Here is a 16,462-nt window from a genome sequence, read left to right as displayed (position 1 = left end):
ATCTAGCCACCTAGCTCTAGAGGCCGTTATGCAACCCTCAGGCTCGCGAAAAAGACTGGGTATTTCTTCCTGATGTGCCTTTGCTCAGACACCATGTCCTTAAAGCTTGGTCCTTGTGATAACTGAACAACCACTTCATCGCCTTCTTGACGTAACACAGCACCGCTAATAGCAACACTATTGTTGCCATGTAGCCTCAAAGTGCCAGCCATTGAGAAGCCACGATATACTGGGATGATGTTACGCATCATAAGGCGAACACCCTTTTCAGAAACCTCACTGACGTGAAAAAGCTCATCCTTAATTCGCATCACCGGACGTGCCTTGTGTGGGTACTTCAAACGGTAATATTTGCGCTTTTGAATGAATGACTTTTCACTCATCTGTGACTCCCTGTCTCTGTTTATTCGCAGTAGCAATCTGGTCGTTCATTCCACTATTCGGAACTATTCTTGATTGTCGAACAGCCGAACAGCCTTTAGCCCCAGTTTGTAATTCAACTCAGATATTCATCAAATTAATGACTAATTATTATATCGACTCTGCTAGCTATTGCTTTAAGCATTTATACAGAGATAGCTGGATTCAACATGATTCACTAAAAAGTGAGATGTGAGTCGTATCGTCTTAGCCTCAATACCTCACAACGGTAATTAAACCTAAAGTTGAAACAGGGCTAACTGAATACTGAAACCGACAAATAGCACGCCACATACAATATTCATCATTTGCGAGGTACGCTTTTGAACCAATAAGCGTTTAAAGGTATCTGCCATTAAAATCACAACCAAGAACCACATTGAAACGACCATCGCCTGAATCCCGCCAAGAATCAGGCTGTCGGACACAATCGCATCTGTAGTAACAAATTGAGGGAAAATCGATAGATAAAACAGGACGATCTTCGGGTTAAGTAAATTGGTAAGTAGCCCTTTAAAAAACTGGCTATAGAGTTTGCTCCCAGATGCACTTACAACAGAAAGCACGCCCTCTTGAGCACGTAATGCCGCCCGAAAGTGGTTGTAGCCTAACCAGAGCAAATACAAAACACCCGCCCACTTCAGTCCCTCAAATGCCATTGGCTTTTTCGACAGTAATAGGCTGATACCATTCGCAGAAATAAAGGCGTGGAAAAAGAAACCACATGATACGCCTAACACATTCACAAATGCGAACAGCTTCCTTTGAGTCAATGCTGTGCTTAACACAAGCAATGCATTGGGTCCTGGAATAATTGCAATAAAAAAGACAATAACAATGAACAGCCAGATACTATCCCAACTCATTTTGTTCTCATACAGTGAAGGTTTTTAGGGCAGACATTGTACGTCCAATTGATACCATTACAATATGATAAACGCTTAATTAACTCGTATGTCTAACTTACAAAATTGGCGCATATAATAAATACGTTTATCGTGAAGCAAACAAAACTGATTCTCTAACATTTGTAGCCCTGTTAGACTCCACCTCCCTTTTGATACTTGGTTCATTTATGTCATTTGCTAACCTAACCCTAAACACAAAAACCGTTGCTGCTCTCCCGTCTCAATTCAATAAGCCGACTGAGATCCAACAAGCGGTCATTCCTACGATTGTTTCAGGAAGAGATGTGCTTGCATTGGCTCAAACAGGTAGCGGGAAAACATTGGCATTTGGGTTACCTTTGCTCAATAACATCGACCAAGGTTCGAATAAACTGCAAGCGCTTGTCATCGTTCCAACACGCGAGCTAGCGTCTCAAGTGACTGAGTCTTTACAACCGACTGCAACTGCCCTGAGTATCAAAACGGTAACGCTCACGGGCGGTGCCAATGCAAATGAGCAACAGCAGCAACTGTCAACCGCACCTCAGCTCGCCATCGCTACGCCAGGGCGCCTGCTTGCACTCATCAAGAGTGGTGAATTAGAGTTAGCTCAATGCACATCATTAGTTTTAGATGAAGCCGATCGATTGATCGACATGGGCTTTTGGCCAGATATTCAAGCGATCACCGCAGCTCTGCCAACTGAGCGCCAATCACTGTTATTCTCTGCAACGCTTCCACCTGAGTTAGTGAGCCAAGCAGAAACGCTTTTATCGAACCCAGAGAAGATTACAACTCATAAAGAAAACAGCGTTGTAGAAACTATTGAAGAGACACTGTATCAGGTAAACAAAGGCAGTAAAGCTCAAGCATTGATTGCCCTGCTCAATCAGAACCCGTGGCCACAAGTACTAGTGTTTATTGGCGCGAAAGACAACGCAGACGCACTCACTAAGCGATTAAACAAAGCCAAAATCAGCGTGAGCGCATTACATGGCAACAAGAGCCAAGAAGAACGAGCACAAGCGTTAGATAGCTTTAAAAATGGTGATACCCGTGTTCTTATCGCGACCGATGTGATGGCTCGTGGCATCCATATTGATCAGCTACCTATTGTGATTAACTTTGAGTTACCACCTCATTCAGCAACTTATGTACACCGTGTTGGAAGAACGGCAAGAGCAGGAAGTACTGGTTGTGCAATCTCGTTGGTTAGCCACAGTGAAACTGACTACCTTACTGCCATTCGCACTTTAACCAACAAAGCACTGCCGCTGCAGTCATTGGAAGGCTTCCCAGTCACCGACAAACCAGCATCAGAAACAACGACTCGTAAGCGCCCACCAAAAGACAAAATGGCAAACCGCAGAACGGCTAAAAAGAAGAGCGTAAAACAGTTTAAGAGCAAACCGAATAGCTCGAGATCCCTCAGCTCAAAATCCAACAGCACCAAGCCAACGAGAGCAAAGTAGAGCGAGACTAAAGATTCAGCGTTTGTCCCTGTTAATTCCCAAACTCAACGACAATCATTTTGATTAAATTCAGCCCAGAGTTTTCTGGGCTTTTTTTCGCTTCAACCACCGACTATCAGATGCTAAATATGACACTAATGCTATTCACTAGATGACATTTTTGTGAATTACGAAGGCAAGGTATTGATTCTTGGTTGCTCAAAAAAAATACTTTCTGATCACGTTGACGCCCCTATATCTGGCAACTAGATTTTTCTATTAGTGTCTAAAACCAGGAGGTCATTGAAATGAAACGTGCTAGCTCTACATATCGATTACAACTGATTAAGGAAGTGGCAACTCGCCGAGATCGTCAACGTTCTAATGACCCGATGGCAAACTACATTCAAACTCTAATCGACAACAAAGATGACTGTGATACTTCAGTTGAACGTAACCAAAGATTCAGTGGAAACCATTTTGATGAGCACATTGGTGGCTGGGTTAGCGATCATTGGGGTAGTAAATAAAACCAAGAAAAACCACCAGCTTTGCTGCTGTAGAATTAATCTCCGCATTAACCTATCATCTTCAACAACTTCCAATCATTGAGTAAGCAGAAAGTGTCTGAGTTAAAAAGAGAAAAAGAAGTGATGGTTGCCTTCCAAGTGATCCCTCGCGTTAAAGAAGGCAACAACTTCGAAGTGGTCGATAAAGCAATTGAAGTCGTGAAAGAAGCCGGTATTCCCTTTCAAGTCGGTGCGATGGAAACGACCATGAAAGGCGAACTCAATCAATTACTCGATATCATCAAAAATGCTGAGCAGGCTTGTTACGATGCTGGTGCCGTAGAGGTCATCACAAACATAAAGATTCACAGCAAAACCACCGCTGCCGATGATACATTTTGCACGTATCATCGTGGTGTGACGAAAGCGAATCATATGTTTGTGTAAGAAAGTTCTGTTAAAGAAAGACTCTAATTAATCAGTGATGTTATTGAAAAGGCATGTCGGAAAGGTGAGACAGTATCTCCATGCGCTCTTCTTCTGACATGGTATGCCAGTCACGCGCGCTTTCCTCAGGGTCATCTTTCGCCCCCAATCGCTTTCTATCCAAAGCTTTAACTGGTTTCTTGTTGAGTTTTACGTCCTTTTTATTCATACCGACACCACTCCTCTGGTACAAAGGTACCTATCTTAATATTACACCCCAACCATTATGTAAAGTAATAGTTACTACGGAGTTAAATAAAATCTTAATACTTCCTCTTTAGCCGAAAAGATCTCTTTGGGGACTTGTACTTCCCTCTTCTTCTACCGGCTGACCAACCAAGTTGTTTTGCTTCATTATTTTTCTTCTGTAACGCTGACGACACAGCTTGATGACGTGTAATTGCTCTGCGGGAGTCATCGACATCCAATTAAAACGTTCATCTCTTTTTCTCATACACCCATTGCAATAACCTTTGTCATCGCTAGAGCAAACCCCAACGCAAGGGCTTGGAACTTGGAAAAACTCTAACTGCTCCACCACGCCTCCTTACACATCCAAAATTACGCTTACTATCTCAAAAATAAGCGATTAATTTGTCGCCACGCCTACGAAATCCATACTAAACTATGACCTTATACTGACACATATAGTATTTTGTAAACTATACTTTTAACCCATCAAGTTACAGATTCTCGGTAACTTCGTTTTTTCCTTTGGAGCCATATAATATGAAGTTTAGTTCAAAAAAATTACTAGCAGTAGCCGCTTTACCTATGATGCTAGCAGCATGCACAACAACAGGTGATAACGCGATGCAAGTAACACCAACCGATCTACAGCACCATAATTGGGAACTTGCGCAAATTGATGGCAAGGACATTGAGAAAAGCGAACACCAAGCGACACCTCGTCTAGAAATCGGTGAGAAGATGACTGCAAACGGCGTAGCTGGTTGTAATAACTTCTTTGGCCAAGGTGAGCTGAAAGATGGTCAATTCCGCATTAAGCAAATGGGCATGACTATGAAAATGTGTCACGGCTCAGCGATGGAAATCGAGCAATCAGTTTCTGCTACTCTAAGTGAGTGGAGCGACGTAACCCTAACAAAAGATACTCTAGTACTTAAAAACGATGTACACACGCTAACGTACACAATTCGTGACTGGGTAAACTAATCTGTCATCGACATCAAATAACAAAAAGGAGCCTTCATGGCTCCTTTTTTATTGTCTGCTTCAAGGCTCACTCTACTCAAAACGACTCTTCACACCAGCTTTTAGTACCAAGCTCCGATAAATCATAAAAAAACCTCATTTAGACGCAATTAATTCACCGCTTTAACGGTCTGTTGCTAGGATGGCAAAAGCCCAAAGTCTGTTGAGTTGCATAGATAACTGCACATTGAACAAAACTCAACCGAGAACTTCCGGCGTCTTCTCAAGTAATTGATTGAATTTACTGTTGAATTAGAATTTATTTGAGAAAGAGATAGAATAACTGTTAGGGAGTTCGAAAACACAATGCTCTTGCCCGTTCACTACCAAATGGAAAAGTTTATGAACAAGATAGTAAGTACGTTAGGAATCATGGCAACCGTTGCCTACAGCGCAACCATTTATGCTGATGAAGCAACATCCACCGATAGCTGGAATCAAATAGAACAGCAGGCAGAAGGACAAACTGTCTACTTTCACGCTTGGGGCGGAAGCCAAGAGATCAACCGTTACCTACAATGGGCAGGCAAAAAGTTACAAAGTGACTATGGCGTAACGTTAAAACATGTAAAAGTCACAGATATCGCTGAAACAGCGACTCGCCTACTTGCGGAGAAGGCCGCAGGTAAGAATAGCGAAGGCAGTGTCGATATCGTTTGGATCAACGGCGAGAACTTCCGTTCAATGAAAGACAACAAACTGTTGTTTGGACCATTCACTGAATCCCTTCCTAACTGGAAGTACGTCGATAAGTCTTTACCCATTGATGTCGACTTTTCTGAACCAACGGAAGGTCTAGAAGCACCTTGGGGCGTTGGGCAATTAGTGTTCATTCATGACCAAGAAACACTGCATAATCCACCACAATCGTTTTCAGAGATGTTGAGCTACGCTCAGGCATTCCCTAACCGTTTGAGCTACCCTCGCCCACCAGAATTTCATGGCACTAGCTTTATTAAGTCTTTACTGATTGAGCTAACCAACAATAGCCCAGAACTCGCTAAGCCGGTTTCAGAAGAGAACTTCCAAGCGATCACTGCACCACTATGGGCTTATTTAGATAAATTCCACAAAGTTGCATGGCGCGGTGGTAAACAATTCCCTGCAGGCACATCAGAAAGTATTCAGCTTTTGGATGACGGACAACTCGACCTCGCGATTACGTTCAATCCAAACTCTGTGTATTCAGCTCAATCAAGTGGCCGTTTAGCAGAAACAACCAAAGCCTACGCGATGGAAAACGGCGCTTTATCTAACATCCACTTCCTTGCGATCCCTTGGAATGCGAATGCTACCGCTGGCGCACAAGTGACCATCAACTTCTTGTTAAGCCCAGAAGCACAATCACGCAAAGGTGACCTCAATATTTGGGGTGACCCTTCAGTATTGAGCAGTAAGTACCTAACAGGTAGCGCTAAGAATACTCAGCAATTTAAATCGATTGATGAACCACACCCAAGCTGGCAAAACGCACTCGAGAAAGAGTGGCTAAAGCGATACGGTAACTAAGCTCGATGCTACGTGCTCTATATTTTGTCGTTATAGTGGTATGCATTATCCCAACAATTCCTGGGGTAGCGGGAGTAGTGGCTTCGTCACTGAGTTATATCCCGCCCCTAGGGTTAATGGAGCCCTCTCTCAACGGTTTTAGCCAAGTATTCCAATGGGAAGGCGCTTGGCACTCGATTGGTTTGAGTCTTTGCTCTGCGATTGCGAGCAGCTACATCGCGTGCTTTCTTACCTTTTGTATTCTCCAAGCTTCGTGGGGAAAACGCTTCTGGAGAAAGATCGAACTGACCCTTTCACCTATGTTGGCTATTCCCCATGTGGCTTTCGCCATTGGCTTTGCCTTTCTATTTAGCCCGACAGGTCTCGGAGCGAGAGCTGTGCATCATTTGCTTGGTGAATCCGCGACCAGTTCCGAGTTAGCGCTGCTCGTAAAAGATCCGTATGCATTTGGCTTGATCATTATGTTGGCACTCAAAGAAGTACCTTTCTTATTGCTGATGAGTATATCGATACTTCAGCAAATTGACGTTGAGCGTATTACTAAGGTGAGTGCTTCATTGGGTTATAGTCGCTCACAGATATGGTGGAAGTGCATTTTCCCACAATGGTTCACCAAGCTTCGTTTCCCAATGCTTGCGGTACTCGCCTACAGTGTATCGGTTGTCGATATTGCGCTAATCATTGGCCCCACTAACCCGCCTACTTTTGCCGTTTTAGTATGGCAATGGTTCAACGATCCCGATCTTAACCTACTGCCGAGAGCAGCGGCTGGCGCTATTGTTTTATTCGGATTAGCGTCCTTAATCATCGCCTTAGCCCGTTTCATTGAATGGGCTGTGTTGAAGTACTTTAGAGCTTGGCAATATTCGGGGCGAACAGGCATTAAACTACCAGGAAAAACCGTATTCACAGCTTTGGCAGCACTATCACTCGCAATCATTCCTTTGATGATGATTTGGAGCGTGGCTCAACGTTGGCGCTTCCCTGACTTACTTCCAAGTCGCTACAGCATGCGCTTTTGGGAATTTGAATGGGATGGCATCATGATTACCGTTGGTCAAAGCTTATGGATTGGTCTGATCGCAGCTTCAGTTGCGCTGGTCCTTGCACTGATTGCTCATGAATACCGAATCAAATACAAGTGGCAAGTGCCTGGTTTCGTCATCGCTATTCCAATGTTGATACCACAACTATCGGTATTATTTGGTATGCAAGTCACCACGCTCTATGTAGGAAGTAATGCCTATGAATTCTGGGTGATTTGGGCACACGTATTTTTCGCCTTTTCATTTGTCTATTTATCTTTAGATGGACCATGGAAAAGTTTCAACGATGGACTCATTAAAGCATCACTCAGCTTGGGTAAATCACCATTTCAAAGTTGGTACTCCATCAAACTGCCTATCTTATTACCAGCGATTGCCTTTGCGTGGGCCGTTGGTATCAGCGTGAGTTTGGCTCAATATTTACCAACATTGATGCTAGGCGCAGGGCGTATTAGCACCATCACTACAGAAGCTGTCGCCCTAACGAGCGGTTTCGACCGCAGAGTGACCGCAATTTATGCCATTTGGCAGGCCTTATTGCCTCTGTTCTTTTTCTCTATAGCGATATTAGTCAGCCGACTTCAACTCAGATATCGCCGTCTTACTTTCAAAGGTTTCTTAAGTAATGAGTCTGTACCTCAACGACCTCGCCATCCATAAAACCGGTGGTGATTCGCTGTTCTCAGCGCTAAATGTAACATTAGAATCGGGCCAGATACTGGCGTTGATGGGCCCGAGCGGTTGCGGAAAATCCACCTTATTGGACGCCATCGCAGGCCACTTGAATGAAGAGTTTTCGTATTCTGGAAGTGTTGTTTTGAATGACATTCAACTGGACGATCTCCCATCACACCAACGTGAGGTCGGTATTCTTTTTCAAGATGATCTATTGTTCCCTCACTTAAAAGTATGGGAAAACTTGGCATTCTCACTACCTAATTCGGTTAAAGGCTCTGCTCGCCAACAGCAAGCCATGGCTGCACTAAAAGATATAGAGCTGACTCACTTGGCAGAGTCTTTTCCCGATCAGATTTCTGGTGGTCAACGAGCAAGAATCAGTTTAACTCGTATGTTATTGGCGAAGCCTAAATTGGCTCTACTTGATGAACCATTCAGTAAGTTAGACCAAGAGCTTAGAGCACAGTTTCGAGACTGGGTATTTGATCAATTAACCAAAGCTAATATACCAACCTTGATGGTGACGCACGACGAAGCAGATGTGCCTCAAGGGGCTCAAGTACTCTCTTGGCCATGGAGAAGCAACCATGCTGGATAAGTACTCTATAAAGGTCATCAAGTGGCCATTAAACCAGTCAGCAAAAGTACTGAATCGAGTCGGTATTACCGCTAATCAAACCACCCTATTCGGTTTTTGGGTCGGCTGTTTAGCGTTTCCGGCGTTGGCGCTTGAGCAATATGAGTGGGCGTTAGGTTTCATCATCTTCAACAGAGTTTGTGATGGACTTGATGGTGCCTTGGCTCGAATCCAAGGTATCAGTGACGCGGGTGGTTTCCTCGACATCAGTTTAGATTTCCTTTTCTATTCACTGATCCCTTTTGGTTTTGTGATTGCCAATCCAGAACACAACGCCATTGCCGGTGCATTTTTGATCTTCTCTTTTATCGGCACAGGCAGTAGCTTTTTGGCGTTTGCAGTCATGGCGGGCAAACGAGGTATTGAGAATCCAGTGTACAAGCACAAGTCTCTCTACTACATGTCTGGCCTAACCGAAGGGACAGAGACCATCGCCTGTTTCATTGCCTTTTGTATTTGGCCACAACACTTTGCTGTTATCGCCTATAGCTTTGGTGCAGCATGTTGGCTCACCACATTTATGCGTATCTATTTTGGGTTCCAAACTCTTAAGACTCAGCAAGAGAGTTAGCGGTCTAACAAACGACACATACAAGATACAAAAACGCCACTCAATATGAGTGGCGTTTTCTTTTCTAATGCTGACGTTCAATTAAGCATCAGCAGACGTGTTAATTCTAAATCTCAGTACTTTGAGGCTTGAATCAAGGTCGACATCCACAAACTCAGGTGGGTTATCTAAGCGTTCAATAAATTCAACGTTTGGCGCTTCTTCTGCCATCGTCTCGATAAGGAAGTTAGGTGACACTGCTGGTGAGTTCACACACGCGATCACTTCACCCCCTTCCGTTAGAAGCTCTGGCAAACGACGTAAGATCTTTTTGTAGTCTTTAGTTAATGCGAAGCTGCCTTTTTGGAACGAAGGTGGGTCGATGATAACCAACTCATAAGGACCGCCCTTCTTGATTTTTCCCCACGACTTAAAGATATCGTAACCAAGGAAATTCACCGAGCGCATGTCATGCTCATTCAAACGGTGGTTATCACGGCCTTTGTTCAGTGAGCCACGTGACATATCAACGTTCAAACATTGACGAGCGCCACCCGCAATTGCAGCCACAGAGAAGCCACAAGTGTATGCGAACAAGTTAAGAACATTCTTACCATTGGCATTATCTTGCACCCATTGACGACCATTGCGCATGTCTAGGAACAGACCAAAATTCTGGTTACGACCAATGTTTAGCTGATACTTAAGGCCATGCTCAACAACCACTGGAGAGTCGTTAAGCTCACCCCACAGTACTTCCGAAGGTGCGCCGTCAGCGTAACGGTGTTGAAGCACGATGCTTGTACCTTGCTTGGTTTGCCAAATGTCTTTGCTGGTCAGCGCTAGCAAACCGTCTTTAAGCGATGACAAAAACGCGTCATCAATCTCTTTAAACACGTTCACCAATAATTGGCCATCGACCCAATCACATGTGATCTGTTCTAGGCCTGGCCAAAACTTACCACGACCATGAAAAATACGACGTAGCTCGTTAGGTACTTCGTTTAGCTGTTGTTCGATATGTTCAAAAAATACAGGTAAAGCAGATGCTTCCATTATTTCACTCACTTAGTATTTAGCTTTGGCCAACTTAATGACCAAGGTTCAAGCCAACCGTTCAAACCGTTAGATACGGTTTCTTGGTGCCACTTCTCACCTAAAGAGTGCAGGCTCCTTGGGTCACAGACAAATTGGTAGGCTTGTGATTGATAAGTAAATCGAATCGCGAAGGCATGCAGATAACCTCTGTCAGCCTCACTCGATGGATTATAAATTGGGTCACCAACGATTGCTGAGCCTATCGACTTCATCGCCACGCGGATCTGGTGCGTGCGCCCTGTAAAGGGTTTACATAAAAGAAGTCGCTCACCAGGTTCAGCCGCTGCTGATAGAAATTGAGTTATCGCTGGGTTTTCTTTGGTTGTTAAGAGCTTCCAGCTAGAGCGTCGTGAACGCTCCATATCTCCAGAGATTAAACCCTGTTTTTTCTTCGGCTTCTTAGAGCCAATCGCCAAGTAGTACTTCTCCACTTCGCGCTTAGCAAATAGTTGTGAAAGCTCACTAGCCGCCGATGCACTCTTGGCTAATAACAGAATACCTGAAGTCATTTTATCAAGACGATGAACGAGATATAGCTTAGGCTCATTGATTGCCTTAGCGACTTCTTGAAGCAGCATGGTATCACCATCGTCTTTGTGGACGCTGATTCCAGGGTGCTTATTGATGAGTAAAAAATCAGAGTGATTGAGAAGAATATCGAACATGTAAAGGCTAGCTCCGTTATAGAAGGTGGAGTATACCGTGTCTGAATCCAGATTCCAGCCACGAAAAAGCCCAACTCACTCAATAAAGATTGAATCGCTGGGCTTGTTTCTCGTTGTCTGCATTCAAGGGTAGGTTTTACCCCCTATAAATAGAAACTAAGCGAGCTTGAACTTACCGACCAAGGCTTCTAGCTACGCAACCTTCCCGTTCAGACCTGAAGTATTTTCTGAGCTACGCGTTGCCAGTTGCAAGGATTGCTCAGAGATATCGCTGATTGCCGTGATATCTGCAGCAATTTCTTTGGTCACAGCTGTCTGCTCTTCTGCTGCGGTCGCAATAGAGTTAACCATGCTTTGTACATTGCCTTCACCGCTTACAATCGCTTCTAGGGCAGAAACAGCACCAGAGCTTTGCTCAACACCAATATTAACCAAGCGGCAGTTATCTTGGGTATAAGTCACCGCCTCTTGAGTGCCAGACTGAATCGACTGAATAATACCAGACACTTCTTGTGTCGCTTTGGTCGTTCTCTCCGCAAACGCGCGTACTTCATCGGCAACCACAGCAAAACCACGATCGAATTCGCCCGCACGTGCCGCCTCAATCGCCGCATTTAACGCTAACAGATTGGTTTGCTCAGCAATGTCTTCGATTACCTTAATTACACTACCAATCTGCTCACCATGTGAACCCAAAGCATTCATTTGCAGAGACATATCGCTCATTTGAGTCGACACCTGTTGAATACTCGCCACCATTTCGACAATCACGTTGCGGCCATCTTCTGCAGAGGTTTCAGAGCGGCGTGCTTCTTCATAAGTCGAAGTACCCTGCTGCGCCACTTCTGAAATGGTCAAGCTTAACTCTTCAGCAGCCGTTGCAATCAAGTTCGCTTTATCAACTTGAGCAGAAGCGCCCGTTACGATGTCTTGGCTAATAGAAGATAGCTCACCGGTAACAGATTGAACTTCGTGCGTCACAGAAGAAATAGAACCTAATAAGTCCACTAACGACTTCTGCATCTGGTTAATCGAACTAGCAAGATCAGCTAGTTCATCACCAGGCTCATCGGTAATGTCAGCTGCGGTTAAATCACCATTTGCCACGCGGCGTGCTACTTGTTCAACACGAGTCAGGCGATTAGTAATAGAACTCGACAACATATACGCAATCACACAACCGAAGACGATAGCAATCGCAGACAACACCATGATAGTACGTTCAGTAGTAGTAAACGTATCGGTGAGTATCAGTAGCGACTGCTCGGTATCCGCTCGCTCACTTGCAGATGCTTGATCCAGCAAGTTTTCAATGGGTATCAAGTTGGTCTCGTATAGAGAACGCAGCTGTTGAATATTGGCTAGTAGCTCATACTGATCATTGATCTTAGGCACAAGCTTAGATTCAAACTCTTGGGTGAAGCGTCCCATTAACTCTTCAATACGCAGAATACGGCGATGATCTTCAGAGCCTCTGCTTTCCAAGCGTTTTGCCTGTTCAGTAGCCTGAGCGAACTCACTCTTATTAGTGCGATAATCATTCAGTGCGTTATCAACCAGTGTAATTGCACCCAGCGCATCTCGGTATACATCACCCGCTTCATCAATCAGTACAAGCTAGGTAACAGTACCCGGAACATCGTCCATTCTAATTTCATCTGCGCTTTTATGGGCATCAATGACTTCAAACCAGACGATGGTAACTAAGGTAACAAGCACCGCCAAAATTGAGCCAAACCCAGCATAAAGCTTTTTTCTTACAGATAATTTCACACAACACCTACCTAAATAAACGACAGCTTATACAGCCTTAACATTTAATATATCGTCTGCCAGACGGATAAATTTAGTGAATACCAACGGTTATTTTTTATCGATTATTAAGTTACAGGTACAAAAAAACGGGAGCCATTGCTCCCGTTTTTTCGTTATTTACTTAGCTTGCGATTATAGCTTCTTAGAGATAAGCGCAGAGCCAGCAATAATACCAATACCTAGTAGCATGATTGCACCTTTACCGCTGTCGAAGCCAGAAGAGATACCCATGAACGCAACTATTGCGATAGCTACTGGGATGATGTACTTAACTAGTGCGTACCATAGACCGAATAGTGGGAAAGATACTTCACCGTCGTTAGTGATTTCTTTCTCTAGGTCTGCACGGTTTAGTCTCCAACCAGCGAAGATACATACCAACATACCGCCAACAGCTAGGAAGATCTTATCTGTTAGTAGGTCGAAGATATCAAATGCACCCGTGTCGAATAGTGTTGGACCAACGCCACCTAGAGATAGAGAAGCGAAGATACATAGCGCAGCCATTACAACACTTGCAGACACTACTGCTGTTACACGTTTCATGCCTTTCTCGTCGATTAGGTAAGAAACCACAACCTCAAGTAGAGAAACAGAAGATGTTAGAGCCGCAACACTTAGACCGATGAAGAACATAAGTGCGAATAGAAGACCGATTACGCCGCCCATTTCAGCAAATAGCTGAGGAACAACAACGAAAACTAGACCAGGACCTGCTGCTGGTTCCATACCGAATGCGAACATCGCTGGGAACATTGCAACACCAGCAAGGATAGCAACACCTGTATCCATTGCGGTAACCATAGCGGTAGTTTGAACCAGGTTTTCTTTCTTCTTAAGGTAAGAACCGTAAGTCAACATACAACCCATACCTAGAGACAGTGAGAAGAATGCTTGGCCAAGTGCAGCTAGAATTACGTTACTGTCTACCTTAGAAAAGTCAGGGCTGAATAGAAACTCAAGACCAGCCATAGAACCTGGAAGAGTCAGACCTTTGATCGATACCACGATAAGGATCAAGAATAGCAATGGCATTAGAACCTTACCCGCTTTCTCGATACCGCCCGAGATACCTTTCATAACGATAACAACGTTAAGAAGAAGGTATAGACCCATCCACATTAGTGGTTGAACTGGGTGAGAGATGAAACCACCGAAGCTATCACCGATTGCTTCAGGTGCGTCTAGAAGACCACCAGCAATCTTACCGATGTATGCGATAGACCAGCCGCCCACTACAGGGTAGAAACCCATGATCAGTAGACCACTTACTACGCCAATAACACCTGTGAAAGTCCAACGACGGTCAGTTGATTTAAATGCACCTACTGCTGATTTTTGCGTATGACGGCCGATAGCAAATTCAGTCAGCATTACACTGAAACCGATGAAAATTACAAAAAACAGGTAAATTGCAACGAATGCACCACCGCCACTCTCGCCTGCTGTGTATGGGAATTTCCAAATGTTACCTAAGCCAACAGCAGAACCTGCTGCAGCCATTACGAATCCTAACTTCGAACCCCAGGTATCACGGGGTGTTGTGGTTGTATTACTAGTAGCCACGTTTACTCCAAAATTTGTGTTGTGTGATGTTGTGTTTTGCTTTAGGTGGCGTCTTTAAAAGATAAGGTGTACAAACGGCTTTACACACCTAGAAGGTTTGATTGACGCTACTTGTATAGCAAGTAAAGCAGTTTAAGAGTACAATTGGAAGCCCGAACCGTATGTTTCCCGCTAAAAATGTGAGTTTTTATGATTAAATGCCGCTTTTTCATACAAAACTACCGTTTCCGTCTTAAGTTAACAAAAACTTAACAACTATAACCTGTTTACAGCCTTTGCTCTAATTTGTAAATAGTTGATTCCTTGAATTCCCATATTCGTAAAATAGCATTACTATCTAAGTGTCTCTTTTTTCGAGTATTCAATGTGGAAAAGCTCTACCATTTTTTAACTTTAGCCTCTGTCGCTTTGTACTGGGTCCTTGTAGCCGGTGTAACACTGCGTGTTGTACTAAAACGACGCTCTGTCAGCGTTTCTCTCGCCTGGCTTATGGTTATCTACATTATCCCAATTGTAGGGGTGGCTTGTTACTTCCTTTTTGGTGAACTGAACCTCGGTAGAAAAAGGGCTGAGCGCGCACATCGCATGTTTACTCCCTTTGGAGATTGGTTCCGTCAATTGAACGATTGCCAACTTCACCAACCAGGAAAAGTCGGCTCCCCTATCCATAAGATCGACGAACTTTGTAACAATCGAATGGGCATTCCTGCACTCAGTGGACACACTCTATCCCTACAATCGTCACCAAACGAAATCCTACACGCAATCATCGAAGATATAGAAAATGCCCAAACCAGTATTAAGATGGTTTTCTATATTTGGCACCCAGGCGGCCTAACAGATTCAGTGGCCTCTGCTCTGATTCACGCAGCAAAACGTGGTGTAGATGTTAAAGTTTTGCTCGATTCAGCGGGTAGCCCACGCTTTTTCAAAAGCCATTGGCTGCTAATGATGGAAGATGCCGGTGTGCAGGTTGTACAAGCTCTGGAAGTAAGCCCTTGGCGTATTTTCTTGCGACGCCTTGATCTAAGGCAGCACCGTAAGATCATCGTGATTGATGAGACTATAGCTTACACAGGCTCGATGAATATGGTCGACCCTGCTCATTTCAAACAGAGCTCAGGTGTTGGCCAGTGGATCGATGTTATGGTTCGTGTGACAGGCCCAACCGTTAACGTACTCTCTGCAATCCATGGTTGGGACTGGGAAGTAGAAACCGGAGACCGCATTCTACCTGAATTACCAGAATGTTCTGTAGAAGAAGCGGTGACGCATCATCCCGTACAAGTGGTACCGTCGGGCCCAGGTATGCCAGAGTATTTGATCCTACAGGTTCTGACTATTGCGATTAATCAGGCTAACCATACCGTGCGTATTACGACCCCTTATTTTGTGCCGAGTGCGGACTTATTAGAAACACTTAAGATGACGGCTCAACGCGGTGTCAAAGTCGAACTCATCATTCCTCATAACAATGATTCGTTAATGGTGAAATGGGCCTCTCGCGCTTTCTATACCGAATTACTAGAAGCCGGAGTTAAGATCTACGAATTCTATGGTGGCCTTCTTCATACCAAGTCGGTAGTCATCGATGAAGAGTTTTGCTTGATTGGAACGGTCAATATCGACATGCGCAGTTTATGGCTCAACTTCGAAGTGACGCTCGCGGTGGATGATGTACATTTCACTCAGAACCTCTCTGAACTGCAGAAAGCTTACATCGATTCATCCCACTCAGTTGAGTTAGAGCAATGGGAGCAAAGAAGTTTACGCAACCGCTTCTTTGAAAGACTGTTCTATCTATTCAATCCTCTTCTGTAATTTAAGTGGTGAGCTGTAATAGCTCGCCGTTTCCCCGTCGCTCACTTTTAATCTTTCACTCTTTACTGAGTGAAAGATTAAAAATCGTAAGAAAAGCGTAAAAAACCCC

Annotated in this window: 16 protein-coding genes and 1 pseudogene; 9 read left to right on the top strand and 8 right to left on the bottom strand. The window is 44.2% G+C overall.

Annotated features, from left to right (window positions below; genetic code table 11):
* Positions 1-26: 26 nt before the first annotated feature.
* Together BTO10_RS12030 and BTO10_RS12025 are read right to left on the bottom strand one after the other, a co-directional pair.
* The gene (locus BTO10_RS12030; protein ID WP_105024661.1) at positions 27-383 is read right to left on the bottom strand and encodes a PilZ domain-containing protein; all 357 of its coding nucleotides are present in this window, start codon (positions 381-383) and stop codon (positions 27-29) included.
* A gap of 276 nt (positions 384-659) precedes the next feature.
* On the bottom strand, positions 660-1,286 hold the full coding sequence (locus tag BTO10_RS12025; RefSeq protein WP_105024660.1) for a LysE family translocator: 627 nt from the start codon (positions 1,284-1,286) through the stop codon (positions 660-662).
* Between the two features lie 209 nt (positions 1,287-1,495).
* Between BTO10_RS12025 and BTO10_RS12020 the strand changes: the two genes are divergently transcribed.
* The 3 genes from BTO10_RS12020 to BTO10_RS12010 all read left to right on the top strand — a co-directional run bounded on the left by BTO10_RS12020 (position 1,496) and on the right by BTO10_RS12010 (position 3,714).
* A complete protein-coding gene (locus tag BTO10_RS12020; RefSeq protein ID WP_105024659.1) occupies positions 1,496-2,779 on the top strand; it encodes a DEAD/DEAH box helicase in 1,284 nt (427 codons plus the stop codon).
* A 287-nt stretch (positions 2,780-3,066) separates the two neighbouring features.
* Complete coding sequence (locus tag BTO10_RS12015) at positions 3,067-3,288, top strand: hypothetical protein (protein ID WP_004742106.1); 222 nt, start codon at positions 3,067-3,069, stop codon at positions 3,286-3,288.
* Between the two features lie 123 nt (positions 3,289-3,411).
* Positions 3,412-3,714 (top strand): thiamine-binding protein, encoded by a 303-nt coding sequence (locus BTO10_RS12010; protein ID WP_032554455.1) that lies wholly within the window; start codon positions 3,412-3,414, stop codon positions 3,712-3,714.
* Between the two features lie 40 nt (positions 3,715-3,754).
* Here the strand turns inward: BTO10_RS12010 and BTO10_RS23485 are convergent, their stop codons facing one another.
* Both BTO10_RS23485 and BTO10_RS12005 read right to left on the bottom strand, forming a co-directional pair.
* Positions 3,755-3,922, bottom strand: coding sequence for a hypothetical protein (locus BTO10_RS23485; protein ID WP_004742101.1), 168 nt, complete (start codon positions 3,920-3,922; stop codon positions 3,755-3,757).
* Positions 3,923-4,030: 108 nt separating this feature from the next.
* Positions 4,031-4,294 (bottom strand): DUF1289 domain-containing protein, encoded by a 264-nt coding sequence (locus BTO10_RS12005; protein WP_171368276.1) that lies wholly within the window; start codon positions 4,292-4,294, stop codon positions 4,031-4,033.
* Between the two features lie 188 nt (positions 4,295-4,482).
* Here BTO10_RS12005 and BTO10_RS12000 point away from each other — a divergent pair, with 188 nt between their 5' ends.
* From BTO10_RS12000 to BTO10_RS11980, 5 genes are all read left to right on the top strand, one after another.
* Positions 4,483-4,929, top strand: coding sequence for an META domain-containing protein (locus BTO10_RS12000; protein WP_102422912.1), 447 nt, complete (start codon positions 4,483-4,485; stop codon positions 4,927-4,929).
* A 381-nt stretch (positions 4,930-5,310) separates the two neighbouring features.
* Positions 5,311-6,477, top strand: coding sequence for an ABC transporter substrate-binding protein (locus BTO10_RS11995; RefSeq protein ID WP_105024658.1), 1,167 nt, complete (start codon positions 5,311-5,313; stop codon positions 6,475-6,477).
* A 5-nt stretch (positions 6,478-6,482) separates the two neighbouring features.
* Positions 6,483-8,183: an ABC transporter permease gene (locus tag BTO10_RS11990; RefSeq protein WP_105024657.1), complete on the top strand. Its 1,701-nt coding sequence runs from the start codon at positions 6,483-6,485 to the stop codon at positions 8,181-8,183.
* Positions 8,149-8,799, top strand: a complete 651-nt coding sequence (locus BTO10_RS11985; protein WP_105024656.1) for an ATP-binding cassette domain-containing protein — start codon at positions 8,149-8,151, stop codon at positions 8,797-8,799. Before BTO10_RS11990 ends, BTO10_RS11985 begins: the two co-directional genes overlap by 35 nt.
* Entirely contained in the window at positions 8,789-9,409 is a 621-nt protein-coding gene (locus BTO10_RS11980) for a CDP-alcohol phosphatidyltransferase family protein (protein ID WP_105024655.1), read from the top strand. The genes BTO10_RS11985 and BTO10_RS11980 overlap by 11 nt, the downstream gene beginning before the upstream one ends.
* A gap of 81 nt (positions 9,410-9,490) precedes the next feature.
* Here BTO10_RS11980 and BTO10_RS11975 read toward each other — a convergent pair whose 3' ends face one another.
* From BTO10_RS11975 to BTO10_RS11960, 4 genes and pseudogenes are all read right to left on the bottom strand, one after another.
* Positions 9,491-10,444: a class I SAM-dependent methyltransferase gene (locus BTO10_RS11975; protein ID WP_105024654.1), complete on the bottom strand. Its 954-nt coding sequence runs from the start codon at positions 10,442-10,444 to the stop codon at positions 9,491-9,493.
* Positions 10,445-10,452: 8 nt separating this feature from the next.
* Positions 10,453-11,151 (bottom strand): TIGR01621 family pseudouridine synthase, encoded by a 699-nt coding sequence (locus tag BTO10_RS11970; protein WP_061031732.1) that lies wholly within the window; start codon positions 11,149-11,151, stop codon positions 10,453-10,455.
* Positions 11,152-11,343: 192 nt separating this feature from the next.
* Positions 11,344-12,924 (bottom strand): annotated as a pseudogene (locus BTO10_RS11965) (methyl-accepting chemotaxis protein).
* Between the two features lie 174 nt (positions 12,925-13,098).
* Positions 13,099-14,532 (bottom strand): sodium-dependent transporter, encoded by a 1,434-nt coding sequence (locus BTO10_RS11960; protein WP_105024653.1) that lies wholly within the window; start codon positions 14,530-14,532, stop codon positions 13,099-13,101.
* A gap of 366 nt (positions 14,533-14,898) precedes the next feature.
* Between BTO10_RS11960 and cls the strand changes: the two genes are divergently transcribed.
* The gene (gene cls, locus BTO10_RS11955) at positions 14,899-16,353 is read left to right on the top strand and encodes a cardiolipin synthase (protein WP_105024652.1); all 1,455 of its coding nucleotides are present in this window, start codon (positions 14,899-14,901) and stop codon (positions 16,351-16,353) included.
* Positions 16,354-16,462 lie beyond the last annotated feature (109 nt).

Source organism: Vibrio chagasii (genome assembly GCF_002954585.1).
Taxonomy (GTDB): domain Bacteria; phylum Pseudomonadota; class Gammaproteobacteria; order Enterobacterales; family Vibrionaceae; genus Vibrio; species Vibrio chagasii_A.
This window is presented reverse-complemented; position numbering and strand designations above follow the sequence as displayed.

Bases quoted from the DNA above. Each gene is read 5' to 3' on its own strand.
- BTO10_RS12000 (WP_102422912.1), top strand. From the start codon at position 4,483: ATGAAGTTTAGTTCAAAAAAATTACTAGCAGTAGCCGCTTTACCTATG.
- BTO10_RS12030 (WP_105024661.1), bottom strand. From the start codon at position 383: ATGAGTGAAAAGTCATTCATTCAAAAGCGCAAATATTACCGTTTGAAG.
- BTO10_RS11985 (WP_105024656.1), top strand. From the start codon at position 8,149: ATGAGTCTGTACCTCAACGACCTCGCCATCCATAAAACCGGTGGTGAT.
- BTO10_RS11980 (WP_105024655.1), top strand. From the start codon at position 8,789: ATGCTGGATAAGTACTCTATAAAGGTCATCAAGTGGCCATTAAACCAG.
- BTO10_RS12010 (WP_032554455.1), top strand. From the start codon at position 3,412: ATGGTTGCCTTCCAAGTGATCCCTCGCGTTAAAGAAGGCAACAACTTC.
- BTO10_RS11995 (WP_105024658.1), top strand. From the start codon at position 5,311: ATGAACAAGATAGTAAGTACGTTAGGAATCATGGCAACCGTTGCCTAC.
- BTO10_RS12020 (WP_105024659.1), top strand. From the start codon at position 1,496: ATGTCATTTGCTAACCTAACCCTAAACACAAAAACCGTTGCTGCTCTC.
- BTO10_RS23485 (WP_004742101.1), bottom strand. From the start codon at position 3,922: ATGAATAAAAAGGACGTAAAACTCAACAAGAAACCAGTTAAAGCTTTG.
- BTO10_RS12015 (WP_004742106.1), top strand. From the start codon at position 3,067: ATGAAACGTGCTAGCTCTACATATCGATTACAACTGATTAAGGAAGTG.
- BTO10_RS11970 (WP_061031732.1), bottom strand. From the start codon at position 11,151: ATGTTCGATATTCTTCTCAATCACTCTGATTTTTTACTCATCAATAAG.
- BTO10_RS12025 (WP_105024660.1), bottom strand. From the start codon at position 1,286: ATGAGTTGGGATAGTATCTGGCTGTTCATTGTTATTGTCTTTTTTATT.
- BTO10_RS11990 (WP_105024657.1), top strand. From the start codon at position 6,483: ATGCTACGTGCTCTATATTTTGTCGTTATAGTGGTATGCATTATCCCA.
- BTO10_RS11975 (WP_105024654.1), bottom strand. From the start codon at position 10,444: ATGGAAGCATCTGCTTTACCTGTATTTTTTGAACATATCGAACAACAG.